Source organism: Calyptranema fuscum S582, assembly GCF_055793305.1.
Window position 1 is genome coordinate 35,389 of record NZ_JBSLYH010000053.1, and the last position, 13,200, is coordinate 48,588.

Genomic DNA, 13,200 nt, shown 5'->3' on the forward strand with positions numbered 1-13,200 from the left:
TCCAGTAGTCCTAAAAAGTTATGATTTCTTGGGGTACAGTGCACCACAAGAAATCATGACATGAATACCACTACTCATATTCCTTAGCACCACGAATTTAATAAAACCTAATTTTTTTTGAGAGAGCCACGGCGGAGCCGTGGCTCTCTCAAAAAAAATTAGAAGTGAATTAATTGGAGTTCTTAGCGTGTTTCAAGATAGTGTTGCCACATCTGCTCATAAGCACGTTCAAGGTTGCGAGTAAAGGTTTGAGCATTCCACAAAGGAGCCGTTTGCCGAGATTGGTGTAGTTTCCAGCTAATCTGCTGTCGCAGTTCCACATCCTGCCCTAACCGGATTCCCCATGCTACGTAGTCTTCAGGCGTATGAGCGATCCCTTCGGTAATTCCTGCATTCAGCATCATGGTGTAACTGTTACGACTGGCAAACTGTTTGCCCACAAGCGTCACAATCGGAATCCCCATCCACAACGTTTCTAGCGTGGTTGTCGCCCCATTATAGGGAAAGGTATCTAGCACAACGTCAGCAACCCCTAAATTGGCACGGTGGATAAATTCATTGGTATCTCTGGGTAAAAACCGCAGGCGATCGCAGGCAATTCCTTCCTCATCTGCAATCTGTTCAAACAGGGTTTGAATGCCTCGTTCATCTCCCAACCCTTTGACCAGCAAGTACCCATTGGGAACTTCCCGCAAAATTTGCATTTGCATCCGGATCGTGTCTGGATAACGCTTATAGGCAAATTGAGAGGTAAAAAATGTCACCGCATCACTGGGAATTCCTAAATGATCGCGACGCAAAGTGGGCACACCGACTTCAAAGCCATCCACGGCAATATAGGTCTGAGGTAAGCGCCAGATTTTTTCAGCATAATAGTGATCCGCTTCCTCCGGCACTACATACGGATCGGCTAGAAAGTAATCGACCGCAGGTAACCCGGTTGCATCTAACCCTAACCAGGTAATTTGAACGGGCGCGGGCTTCAACGCCATCACCCCACAGGTGTAATCAGAGGTGAGACTGTCTAAATCCACCAAAATATCGATTTCGTCGTGTTGAATATCTCGGGCAATCCCCCAGGTATCACCTTCAATACAACAGGCAACGGTTGCTTTATCGGCAAACCACTGTTGTGAAAAAGGTTCTATCTTGGTCATCTGGTTGAAGTAGGCATAGACTTCAAAGCGATCGCGATCAAAATGCTTAAACACCCAACGCGATAACCAACCCACCGAATGCATCCGCATACACCGTGAGAGATAGCCAATTCTTAGTTTTTTGCGATCGCTCGAACGAATCAAAGGGGCAGCCGGATATGGCGTGAAGTCTTCGACATAGGTTTCGACAAAACGTTGTAAATCCGATTGAAAAACGCTGGCAAGCTGGTTTTGCAAAGGACGCACAATGTCGGGTTGATCACCCAAGTAAGGATAGAAAAACATGGGCGTACAGACAATCGACGCATCCAGATGAGAGCCTGGGTCTACTTCATAGTGATCGAGAAAGTCTTGAATTAATTGGGTTTCTTGTTGCAGTGTTGCCTGCGCTTCTTGCCAGCGGGCACCCGTACCCATCAGCCCTCGCAAGATAACGGCATTCCCCAAAACTTTTTGGATCGGGGTCTGACATTTTGCAAAATAGTGTTTGGCTGCTTCAATGCCTTCGTCGTAACGAAATTCATCTTGATAAAAAGTACTGAGGCGCAATAAAGCGATCGCATGATCAGGATTGAGACGCAAACACAACTCAGCGTAACGGCTACCAACTGCCGTATCACCCACCCGCCGACCCAACATCGTTGCTGTTTCGAGCAAGTGTTCTAGCCAAACTTCAGCATCTTCGTTTGCCCACGGCAAACTCGCTTCTATCACATCAATGACAGCGGTATTGCGAGGTGCATGTTCTACCAGTTGCTGCAACACCTGCCACAGTAATGTGGAATCAACGGCGATCGCAGGATCTTGTAATAGACCAGAGATCTCTAGAAGTTGCGATTCATCCCATTGCCCCAAGGTCAACGACTGCCGCAGACTATGAAGCACATTATTAATATCATCGGGAACAAGCTCGTAAATATGCCTCCGGATCAGCCAGGCGGTTTCAAGCTGACCGATCTGTTCTTGCTGCTCCGCTTCTGTCTGCAAAATAGTTACAAGTTCGTTAATGCTCGGCTCCAAATCTTCCGCTTCTGCTTCTGACATGACCATCGCCCAGACAAACTGGGCTTCAGACTCCTGCCCTTGCAAAAGATGCAGCAAACCCAACCGCCAATAATAAAATTGAATATCAGGATGGGCGACAATTAGCTGCTCATACAGCGCAGCTGCCTGTTCATAATCTTTCTGTGCCCAGAATGTGTCAGCTTGTTGTTGTAGGGCAAAGGACATTTCAGATATAACCTGTGACGTCACAGTAGATCTTGACATAAGCTCACTAAAGTTTGAGAGATATAGCAATTCTCAATGGCGTGAAGTGCAAGGTGTTACGCGACGCCGCGCGGCGCACGGCTCTCACACAACAACCGTAATCTATCCAAACGCGCAACGCTATAGACTACTTGAATGCTGGACTGGATGCCCCACATTCCTTCTCAATCTCATCAAAAAGTAAAAAAGCTACCAGGAGTGAAGCATACTGACCTGGTAGCTGTTTAATTTACGGGCTATATTTCGACCGATACCAGTCAACAATGAAGCACGACGTTTAGGTTTATTCCCCTAACACGACACCTCATTAGTGTGAGCATCCATCCTGATTATGGACACAGGGTCAAACCGGAGACTGACGGAATAGTAGCCGCTGTACCTTCACACAGAATGGCTAGAGAAGTAGCAGTACCGTCAGAACCAGTCCCAATGAACACGCGACCGGCATAACCCTTGAGCGTACCAGCCGGAGACGCATTGGTGATGGCATCGGCGGTCGTGCCTGAACCCGTAGGGGTTGTCACGTAGGTATAGTTTTTGGTGTTAGAAATGCCCAGTTCCAGGTTGGAGAGTGCGCCAAACATATTCTTCTCCAAGAAATACGCTTGTTGCCCCCGGTTAATTGACCCGACGTAGGTTTGCGCTTCAGACTGTCTGGCTTTGTTTGCCTGGTTGAGGAAAGACGGCAAAGCGATCGCAGACAGAATGCCAATGATGATAATGACAACCAGTAGCTCAATCAGGGTAAAACCTTTTTCTCCTTTCTGGCTCTGTACTAAATGCTGAAGAAATTTGGCTTTGAGTTCAGTCTTCATTGAAATGGTCTCCTTAGAGTAATTGGATGCTGGTATTTATAGCCCCTGTATGTCGTTTCTCATTTCTAGAGCTATCTTGCCCAAATTCTCAGTACTTCATATCACCCAATTAAACTATTTTTTACTTTATTAAATGCGTGTTTTCACTCAATAAAACTGCGGGCATTTTCTCAAAAATGCCCGCAGAGCAAGAAAAATAGTCTCAAAAAAATTTCGTTTCAAAAGAGCACTCCAAAAATGATGTCATATTTTAGACATCACTCTGAAGGAGCGGCTATTTTGAGGGATAGACATCCTACCTGTTGATAACCATCAGCCAGTTCATGCAAGCGTCGTGTAAATTTGGCAGTGCATGGCTACACTGTGTGCTGGCGCGTCTAACAAATCCAACACACCCTATTTAGCTATGCGCCAAGAATTAAAAAAACCCGGAGAGATTCTGTGAAACTACGGCTAAGCTAGCATTCACAAAACCTCTCCGGGTTTATCAGTTCTACAAAAATATAGTGCTTCGCACCTGAATGAATTACGGTTTTTGATAGAGAGCTGCGCTCCACGGGGCTCTCTATCAAAAACTTGTATGGCTCTACGCGATCCAGTTAGAACATCGGGGTGGGGTGGGGGCGGTGTCCCCACGCAGGGGTGAAACCTCTGCACCCCGTCCTAACCCTAATGCGTACCGCTATCCTTCATAGACTTGAGAAGTGCCATAGGAAAACGCTGGCTCTTGACATTAGCTAAACTGAAGTTAGAATTGAAGCACTTTGAGTGTTGGATCAGGTGCCCTAACTCCTCCAATTTGCCTAAAAATAGATAAAAGCTACCAGGAGGTGGGATACTCGCCTGGTAGCTTTTCAATTTCTACATTTTGCAAGACTGTCTGAGAAAGGGATGGTGGAACGTTGAGGTTCGTGCCTGTATCGTTTACAACATCCTTTACGACAGGATCGTTAGCATCTCAATTCCTATGGACAAACGGTGCCAGTACCAACAGCAGGAATGGTGCCAGCGGTGCCTTCACAAAGGATTGCCAAAGCAGTTGCAGTACCGTCAGTGCCGGTGCCAATAAAGACGCGACCTGCGTAGCCCTTAAGAGTGCCAGCGGGAGAAGCGTTGGTGAGAGCAGCTCCAGTGATGCCACTACCAGAAGGCGTTGTGGTGTAGGTGTAGTTCTTGGTGTTGCTGATGCCTAGCTCCAGGTTGGAGAGGTTACCAAAGGTGTTCTTTTCCAAGAAATAAGCTTGCTGACCCCGGTTGATGGAACCCACGTAGGTTTGGGCTTCAGACTGTCTGGCTTTGTTTGCCTGGTTGAGGAAGGAAGGCAGAGCGATCGCAGACAGAATACCAATGATGATGATAACTACGAGCAGTTCGATCAGGGTGAAACCCTTTTCGTCTTTGTTTTGGAGTAGGTGCTGAAGGAATTTGGCTTTCAGTTCGGTCTTCATTGAAGTTTCTCCTTGAGTTGCGGGATACTGGATTTCTAACTCCTGGATATAACTTGCCCAACTCTTAGGCGTTTCATATCACTCTCAAACTTTTTTTTGCTGTGCTTAAACCTGCCGTTTCTTTTTGCATGATTGCCAAAGACGAAGCACACCGAATTAGGCGTTGCCTCGCCAGCGTTCAACCCTATGTAGACGAGATAGTGGTTGTAGACACGGGGTCTACCGATGAAACGATCGCAATTGCCAAACAGTATGGGGCGCGAGTGGCACACTTTACCTGGTGTGATGATTTTTCGGCAGCCCGAAATTTTGCTCTTTCCCAGGTTCAGGGAGATTGGATTTTAACCCTGGATGCTGATGATGAATTAGTCGTCGAGAACCCCGACTGGCGGGAACACCTCTTAAAACCGTCGATTTTGGCGTACTGGGTATCGATCGACAATCCTGAGCAAGCCATTACTCCGGTTTATTACCCCAGATTGTTCAGAAATTCCCCACATCTACGCTATGTAGAGCCTTACCATGAAGACCTGAAATACCTGGGTCCCGATCCGAATGAGAATGTTGTTTCTCACCAAAGCTGCATCAAGATTCGACATTATGGATATGACCCTGATTTAATTCTGCGCAAAAATTTGCAGCGGGATATTCCGATGTTGGCACGAATTCACCAACAACAAGGCTTGAGTTTGTTATTACTCGGGACGTTGGCTGACAATTATCTGCGAACAGACCAAATTGATAAAGCGAGGGAGTGTTGGGCAGAAATTTTTGAGCGGATTTTGCCAAATTTGCTCAGTGGAGAGAAGCCTCTGGAGAAATTGCGACTACCTGCAATTTTGTTGACGTTGGGGTTAGATTTCTTACTAGAGCAACAAAATTATGATGCGGCTGTGTTGATCAGTCGTCGAGGGGTGGAGTGGTTTCCTGACTATCCACCGCTGAATTATCTAGCAGGTCTAATCTTGCGAGACATGGGCTTTCCGTTAGGGGCGATCGCCTATTTTGAGGCGTGTTTAGAGATGGGTCAGCTGGGGAATTATCTGCGCCAAGAATCATTTGACCAACGATATATGGGCGTTTTTCCGGCGCATCAATTGGGCTTGGCATACGGGGATCTAAACCGACCCTCTGATGCAGTAGCCGCATTCAACCGGGCACTGACTTTTGACCCCAATTACACCCCAGTTTTAGACGCACTTACACACTTACAGCACTTTGCGCTTGAGTAAGCCACAATTATTTTTGTGAGAACCGCGCTCCGCACAGTTCTCACAAAAATAACCTGGTTGTAAGCGATTGAAAATCGCTGTAGGAGCCTCACAACAATAACGGGAATAGCTTATTGGGGAGGGTGCGGCAGAGCCGCACCCTCCCCAATAAGCCACGGCTTTTTAAAATTGTCAGGATCCTGAGAGCTGCGCTTCAGCACTACCCCCAAATTCAGACTGGCATCACGAAAATAGGAGTAAAGTTCTTTTAAGGGGTTAATATGAATGAGTTAGTGAATTGCTAAAGTCTAATCAAGATTGAGTTAAGAGTATTTGTCAACACTTCTAGCTCCATTTACCCAATTCCCAGCCAACCTTTATCGCTTTGATAATGGGCTGACTATTATTCACCAAGAAATTCCAACGGCTCCAGTTGTTGCTGCCGATGTCTGGGTCAGAGCCGGAGCAATGATTGAGCCCGAGCCTTGGTGGGGCATTGCCCATTTCTTAGAGCACATGATTTTTAAGGGCACCGATCGGCTGCCACCGGGTTTGTTTGATCAGGTGATTGAAAGTCGTGGAGGGATAACGAATGCGGCAACCAGCCACGATTACGCCCATTATTTTATTCATACCGCCTCCGCTTATTTGGATGAAACGTTTCCGGCTTTGGCAGATTTGCTGCTAAACGCTGCGATTCCAGATGAAGAGTTTGAACGCGAACGCGATGTCGTCTTGGAAGAAATTCGACAGGCAGAAGATGATCCAGATTGGCTTGGGTTTCAAGCATTACTGGAGTTGACCTACCAATGTCATCCCTATGGACGGTCTGTATTGGGCTATGCCGAAGGGTTGCTAGAGCGATCGCCTGAAGAAATGCGGCGGTTTCATCGTGCCCATTACCAACCCGAAAATATGACCGTGGTAGTCGTCGGCGATGTGGCATTAGAACCGACGCTAGACCTGGTTCATCGGTCATTTAACTCATTTGCCGATCGCATCATTTGTCCGAAAGGGCAGATTGAGCTTGAGCCACCCATCACCGAAATTCGTCGTCAACGCCTACAGCTACCTCGATTGGAGTTGGGTCGGTTGATGATGGCATGGGTGGGCCCTGGAGTTGAGCAATTGCGGACGGCTTACGGGCTGGATCTGATCTCTGTATTGTTGGCAGGGGGGCGATCGTCTCGATTGGTGCGCGAGTTGCGCGAAGAGCGGCAATTGGTACAGGGCATTGATTGTAGTTTTTCACTGCAACGAGACTCTAGCCTATTTACCATCAGTGCCTGGTTAGATCCAGAGCATGTAGATCGGGTAGAAGCCATTATTTGCGATCGCCTGTCTGAACTGGCTGCCCATCCGATCCCTGAAGCCGAACTTGCTCGCCAGAAACGCTTACTCTGCAACGACTATGCGTTTTCTACGGAAACATCGAGTCAGTTAGCCGGTTTATATGGTTACTACAACACCATTGCGCAGGTTGAGTTAGCCGTTACCTATCCAGACCACATCCAAAGCCTTCAAGCCGAAGAATTACAGGCGATCGTGCGGCAATATCTATCGCCATATCACTACGCATCTACCGTTTTAGAACCCCTGGAGTGAGTCAATCCGCGATACAGTCTTCTAAAATGTTTACAAATACAAACCGACATCGAGCCTTTAAGGTTCAGCCATTTTAGGAAACCATATGTCAATGAATTTAGGCGTAGCGCAGGTTATCCAAGACCGTAACGTTCACCGTGCCGTTTTGGATAACGGAATCGTGGTTTTAGCCGTCGAAAATCCGGCTGCCGATATTGTGGCTGCTCGGATTTTTGTGCGGGTCGGTAGCCGATATGAAGCACCAGATCAGTCGGGAATCTCGCATCTGATGATGTCGGTGATGACAAAGGGAACCGAACGCCTATCTTCGCAGCAAATTGCTGAGCAAGTGGAATCTGTGGGGGCAAGCTTATCTGCTGACGCGGCGGCTGATTATTGTCTCCTCAGCCTTAAAACGGTGTCGTCAGACTTCTCAGAGATTTTGCAACTGGCGGCTGAATTATTGCGATCGCCCACCTTTCCTGAGTCGGAAGTGGAACTAGAGCGTCGATTAACGGTGCAAGGAATTCGCTCGATTCAAGAGCAGCCGTTTTCGGTAGCTCAGCAACAACTGCGCCGTGCCATGTATCAAGATCATCCCTATGCTCTCCCCAGTCTGGGAACAGAAGAAACCGTATCGCAACTGACGCAAGCGGATTTATTGCACTATCACCAAACCTATTTTCGTCCCGACAATCTTGTAGTCAGCATCGTCGGTCGGATTCCGGCAGAACAGGCGATCGCCCTGGTTCATCAGGCATTTGGCGATTGGCAGGTTCCGCTTCAACCGAATAGCAGCCCCCAGCCATTGCCAGAGCTACAGCTACCGAACATTAGCCCCCGACCCGAGTCGATCATTACGGCTCAAGATACGCAGCAATCGGTGGTGATGCTGGGGTATTTAGCAGCCTCCTTACAAAGCCCTGATTATGTTGCACTCAAGCTACTCAACACCTATCTGGGCAATGGACTGTCGAGCCGCTTATTTGTTGAATTACGAGAAAAGCAAGGGTTAGCTTACGAAGTTTCGGCATTTTACCCGACCCGCATTGATGTATCACAATTTGTGGCTTACTTAGGAACTGCTCCCGCCAATACAGCGATCGCCCTGGAAGGGTTACAACGAGAGGTCGATCGGCTATGCCACACGCCATTGTCGGCAGAAGAAATGCAAACTGCTAAAAACAAGCTGCTCGGGCAATATGCCTTGGGCAAACAGACCAACGCTCAAATCGCTCAGATCTATGGCTGGTATGAAGCATTAGGTTTAGGCATCGAGTTTGATCAAGACTTCCAAGAGCAAGTCACAGCCGTTACACCCGACATCGCTCAAGTAGTTGCCCGCCGATATTTCGATCGCCCCTATGTTTCCTTAGTTGGACCAGAGTCCGCTGTCACACACCTGGAACTTGCTGTTACTCCATAGAGCAAAGGCGCACCGCGATGGGGTGCGCCTCTTACAACTCATTTGGGATTGCTATATTAAGAACGGTGTAATTACCGATGGTTTGAAAGTTTATTACTGTACTCTAAGTAAACACACGCAGAAATTGGCAAATAAGCCTGACAAAACGCTACTTCAGTTGTGTGCTTGCCTCCCGTTGTGTCTTGAGTCCGACTGTACGACGTGGATTCGTCGCACTATTTAGCTGTTGATTAAGGATCGTAGATTTCATAAAACTCAGTTCTTTTTGGGAGTGGCGACTTTGCCGTCACTCTCAAAAGAATTGCAGGCTGATTAATTTGTGATCCTCAGATATTGCAAATCGTTCGCAGTGAACCTGAACCCAGGAGTTCATACTCCGCGCTCAGACCCATTGTGAATCCAGCAATACTACCTTTACTAACCTGTTTTAATAGCTCCCAACTGTAACTTCCCTTAAGAAAGTCACAACACTTGGTTCAAGCTTAAACCTGGCAAGTCAGCTCCTTGCATCATTGCTTTCAAGTCTTAGTCCTGAGAGGCATCATTTCGGGTAGAACCTGATGCCTGAAGTTCGAACAATGAGTGCAGAGTCACTGTAATCCGTCTCTGCACACGTTAGTAGAGCCTCTAGATCTACCCTATTGGAGATGGAGTTTTTCTAACTTCACTTTACGATCTCTTAAGACTTTTGCATGAAGGTAGAGCGAAATCTTCCAAGAGGTCTTTCATTCAGGGGTCATTTATTCTTGGAGAATACTTCAATGAACTCAGTTGAAATGTGTCAGCGTGGTGTGCAGGTTCGAGTTACGAAAGGAACACTCAAAGGCGTTACAGGACTGCTATCAGGTAGCACCCAACACGGCGTTTATGTGATTTGGGGAGATCCATCCATTCGTCCCCTGGTATATGGACCATTTGCTGCGGATGAAGTTGAAATTGTTGAATCTTAGGTCTAAGATTCGGTTCTGAGATTCAACGGTCCAATCAGGTTCAGAACACAATCACCAATCAGGTTCAGAACACGAGCAACCGGATCAACGCCCAAATGGAAGCACACCTTCAGGAACCTGCTCTGGCGCTAGGACAGCCTCAGGTTTTAGGTTATTTTCTATCGCTTCTTCCAACTCTAATGTGTCGCCCGCAGGAGAGGTTGACATTTTGCCAGCGTCAGGTTGGATGGGAGTTGACTGAGGACGTTGAAACCGATTGAGAAATTGATTGACTTGATCAAACGGATCAGAGTTTGCTTTAGCACTAGATGAGGGTCGGAACAGGGTTGGGGAACCGATAGGAGTTTCTAACCCGTCGGTCTGGTTCGCCGGATTAGAAAACGAGCCATCTGAGGATTCGATCGCATCGATCGCATCTTCAACCGTTGCCCCAGGCGTAGCAGATTCTAACCGATCGTTCGCTGGACTTTCCTCTGCCTGTTGAGTCTCAGTTGGGCTAGTCAGCCGAGAGGGGGTGCGGGGAGCGGTCAGTTCTTGACTCCGTTGACGCGCTTTTTGGAAAAATTGATTGAATTTAGCCGAGGCAGAACTGGGAGACGCAACCGGAGATGGGGCGATCGCCGGACTTGTCTCTGGAACAACGTCTGGTTCAACTGATCCGGGTGCTTCCAACTCTGTTGGAACAGCCTCAGGCGTTGAGTTATTGTCCAGAATTTGTTCTGATGGCACGTCCGTTTCCACAGAAGGTGTTGGGAGCACCTTTGGCTTCGTTAATTCCTGGGCACGTTGACGTGCCTTTTGGAAAAATTGATTGAATTTAGCTGAGGCAGAATTGGGAGACGCAGCCGGAGATGGAGCGATCGCCGGACTCGCGTCTGGAACAACATCTGGTTCAGCGGATCCGGGTGCTTCCAACTCTGCTGGAACAGCCTCAGGCGTTGAGTTATCGTCCAGAATTTGTTCTGAAGGAACGTCCGTTTCCACAGAAGGTGTTGAGAGCACCTTTGGCTTCGTCAGATCCTGGGCACGTTGACGCGCCTTTTGGAAAAACTGATTGACTTTAGTCGAGGCAGAACTGGGAGACGCCGCCGGAGATGGGGCGATCGCCGGACTTGTCTCTGGAACAACGTCTGGTTCAGCGGATCCGGGTGCTTCCAACTCTGTCGGAACAGCCTCAGTCGTTGAGTTATTGTCCAGAATTTGTTCTGATGGCACGTCCGTTTCCACAGAAGGTGTTGGGAGCACCTTTGGCTTCGTTAATTTCTGGGCACGTTGACGCGCCTTTTGGAAAAATTGATTGAATTTAGCTGAGGCAGAACCGGGAGACGCAGCTGGAGATGGAGCGATCGCCGGACTCACGTCTGGAACAACGTCTGGTTCAGCAGATCCGGGTGCCTCCAACTCTGTCGGAACAGCCTCAGGAGTTAGATCTTCGTTTGGAACTGTTTCTGATGGAGCGTTCGTTTCCACAGAAGGAGTTGGGAGGCTCTTGGGCTTCGTTAATTCCTGGGCACGCTGACGCGCCTTTTGGAAAAATTGATTGAATTTCGATTGAGGTGACGGTGACGGTTGAGGGGCTTCAGGTAGGAATTCTGGCAATGTTTCTGACGCGTCGGGTGCAATCGGCACTATGTCTGTTGGGTTGTCTTCTGTTCCTTCAAGGGTCGGGATCACTGTTTCTTCGGGCGACGGAGATAGCTCAACCGCAGGCGATCGCTCTTGCCGTTGCCAACGTCTTTTTAACTGATCGCGGAAGTCAGGTTTGAGTGGCGCTTCGACAGAAGGTTCGACCACAGGTTCGCGTAAGGCAGGTAAGTCTTCACTTTCTGACGGTTCCTCAACCTCAGGGCTGACGAATGGCAGTTCCATCGCTGGCTCTGGAGATGGTTCTGGAGATGGAATAACAACAGGAATTTCAATTGGTTCAGGAGATGGACTCGGTTCTGGCGTAGGTGGTTCGATAGGCGTAATTTCCAGTTCTGGCTCTGGCTCTGGCTCTGGCTCCGGCTCTGGAATTTCAGGTTTGTAATTGGGATCAACAATGCCCATAACGTCGGCGATCGCCAATTCACCACGCACCAGCTTAGACAGGGTATCTTGTCCACCCGGTTCATAGGTAATCAGACGAACGGTGTCATTAAAAACATTGGCAAATGGGTTGCCCTTTTCGTCGATCAGCTCCAGTTGCACCCAATTTTTTCCAGGCTTTAGTCCTTTCAGATAAATCGGTTGCCAGGTATCTAAGAGAAAACTCTCGCCATTGACAGTGCAACGAATTTTCCAATCCAAAATGTCGTCATCTGGATTGTCTTGCGCAATCAAATGCAGCGGCACATTATTTAGATAAAAATCCAACATGACGGGTTCTGCCCCGTACGTCCCCTGGGGTCGGCTATAGGTTAGCAAAGGCTGGTTCGGCAGGGGATTATTGTCGGCAGTCTGCGTAAACACATGAAACGTCGTCTGAGCGTAGGCTCCTTCGTTTTTAAAACTTTCATGCCAGGGACGAGACGCAAATACTCGCAAGGTATGACTACCGGGGGATAGATCCGTTAGTTCAATAGGTTGCTCAGGATCGTAAATTGCCTGGTAAGGCTGATTATCCACAATGAAATGGAGATGAGGACCAAGCCCCAAATCTTCATTCTTAAACGTCGGAAAGTCTTTGACCTGGAGCTGCACAGACACACGGGTATCCTTTAAAACTTCGTCTGCTCGCGGGCTCAAAATCTTCACCTGCGGTTGGTAAGCGTCTAACGCCGGACGAAGTTCCTGGAAAATCTCTGGCGGAGAGACTTCGGTTAGTTTTGCACCTAAAGAACTGGCAGCCCCAGGTGCAGGGGTGGAACTGCGAACTTTAGGGCGATCGCCACACCCTACAACACCCACACTCAGCACTATGGCTAACAAAACCGCTAGCAATCCTTTCATCTTCTTCCAGCCCCACTGAATACCCAACACGCCACTACGCTCCTGGGCGATCGCCAATCTAACGTTCAAAAAAGTCTGTCCATAGAGAACTATAGGGAACTATATCGGATAAAGGTTCCTCTCTCCTCAATTCAACCGCAGTCCGGCTACTTAATAACCATTTAATTTAGGAGTCTGCCCATTCATCACGGACAGGCTGATGTTAGCGGATGTATCTACGAACGCGGCACACCTTCTTCAAGTTTTGGAAGATCTGCAATCGGCGTTGCTGATTTTGGGGATGAATTTGAACGTGAAACCAAGGGTTTCACGTTCAAATTCATCCCGTTGTTAAGCAGTGCTCTGCACTCTCTCCCTATCCAATCTCTCTATATATAGATCTGTGAGCAAAACGGCATGAAATTTAGTC

At 48.1% G+C, this 13,200-nt stretch carries 8 protein-coding genes; 4 read left to right on the forward strand and 4 right to left on the reverse strand.

What is annotated here, in order from left to right:
- Positions 1-182: 182 nt before the first annotated feature.
- The 3 genes from ACR6Z4_RS26605 to ACR6Z4_RS26615 all read right to left on the reverse strand — a co-directional run bounded on the left by ACR6Z4_RS26605 (position 183) and on the right by ACR6Z4_RS26615 (position 4,689).
- A complete protein-coding gene (locus ACR6Z4_RS26605) occupies positions 183-2,387 on the reverse strand; it encodes an O-linked N-acetylglucosamine transferase, SPINDLY family protein (protein ID WP_479720370.1) in 2,205 nt (734 codons plus the stop codon).
- Between the two features lie 368 nt (positions 2,388-2,755).
- Positions 2,756-3,241: a type IV pilin-like G/H family protein gene (locus tag ACR6Z4_RS26610; protein ID WP_479720371.1), complete on the reverse strand. Its 486-nt coding sequence runs from the start codon at positions 3,239-3,241 to the stop codon at positions 2,756-2,758.
- Between the two features lie 965 nt (positions 3,242-4,206).
- Positions 4,207-4,689 carry a type IV pilin-like G/H family protein gene (locus ACR6Z4_RS26615; protein ID WP_479720372.1) on the reverse strand — a complete coding sequence of 161 codons (483 nt, stop codon included), beginning with the start codon at positions 4,687-4,689 and terminating at the stop codon, positions 4,207-4,209.
- A 128-nt stretch (positions 4,690-4,817) separates the two neighbouring features.
- Between ACR6Z4_RS26615 and ACR6Z4_RS26620 the strand changes: the two genes are divergently transcribed.
- The 4 genes from ACR6Z4_RS26620 (at position 4,818) to ACR6Z4_RS26635 (ending at position 9,860) form a co-directional block, all read left to right on the forward strand.
- On the forward strand, positions 4,818-5,921 hold the full coding sequence (locus ACR6Z4_RS26620; protein ID WP_479720373.1) for a glycosyltransferase family 2 protein: 1,104 nt from the start codon (positions 4,818-4,820) through the stop codon (positions 5,919-5,921).
- A gap of 312 nt (positions 5,922-6,233) precedes the next feature.
- Positions 6,234-7,505: a M16 family metallopeptidase gene (locus ACR6Z4_RS26625; RefSeq protein ID WP_479720374.1), complete on the forward strand. Its 1,272-nt coding sequence runs from the start codon at positions 6,234-6,236 to the stop codon at positions 7,503-7,505.
- Between the two features lie 91 nt (positions 7,506-7,596).
- On the forward strand, positions 7,597-8,910 hold the full coding sequence (locus tag ACR6Z4_RS26630; protein WP_479720377.1) for a M16 family metallopeptidase: 1,314 nt from the start codon (positions 7,597-7,599) through the stop codon (positions 8,908-8,910).
- Positions 8,911-9,671: 761 nt separating this feature from the next.
- The gene (locus tag ACR6Z4_RS26635) at positions 9,672-9,860 is read left to right on the forward strand and encodes a hypothetical protein (RefSeq protein WP_479720375.1); all 189 of its coding nucleotides are present in this window, start codon (positions 9,672-9,674) and stop codon (positions 9,858-9,860) included.
- Between the two features lie 84 nt (positions 9,861-9,944).
- Here ACR6Z4_RS26635 and ACR6Z4_RS26640 read toward each other — a convergent pair whose 3' ends face one another.
- Positions 9,945-12,860, reverse strand: coding sequence for a hypothetical protein (locus tag ACR6Z4_RS26640; RefSeq protein ID WP_479720376.1), 2,916 nt, complete (start codon positions 12,858-12,860; stop codon positions 9,945-9,947).
- Positions 12,861-13,200 lie beyond the last annotated feature (340 nt).

What these genes read in the sequence shown, in the direction of transcription:
- ACR6Z4_RS26605 (WP_479720370.1), bottom strand. Translation starts at nt 2,387, where the DNA reads ATGTCCTTTGCCCTACAACAACAAGCTGACACATTCTGGGCACAGAAA.
- ACR6Z4_RS26610 (WP_479720371.1), bottom strand. Translation starts at nt 3,241, where the DNA reads ATGAAGACTGAACTCAAAGCCAAATTTCTTCAGCATTTAGTACAGAGC.
- ACR6Z4_RS26615 (WP_479720372.1), bottom strand. Translation starts at nt 4,689, where the DNA reads ATGAAGACCGAACTGAAAGCCAAATTCCTTCAGCACCTACTCCAAAAC.
- ACR6Z4_RS26620 (WP_479720373.1), top strand. Translation starts at nt 4,818, where the DNA reads ATGATTGCCAAAGACGAAGCACACCGAATTAGGCGTTGCCTCGCCAGC.
- ACR6Z4_RS26630 (WP_479720377.1), top strand. Translation starts at nt 7,597, where the DNA reads ATGAATTTAGGCGTAGCGCAGGTTATCCAAGACCGTAACGTTCACCGT.
- ACR6Z4_RS26635 (WP_479720375.1), top strand. Translation starts at nt 9,672, where the DNA reads ATGAACTCAGTTGAAATGTGTCAGCGTGGTGTGCAGGTTCGAGTTACG.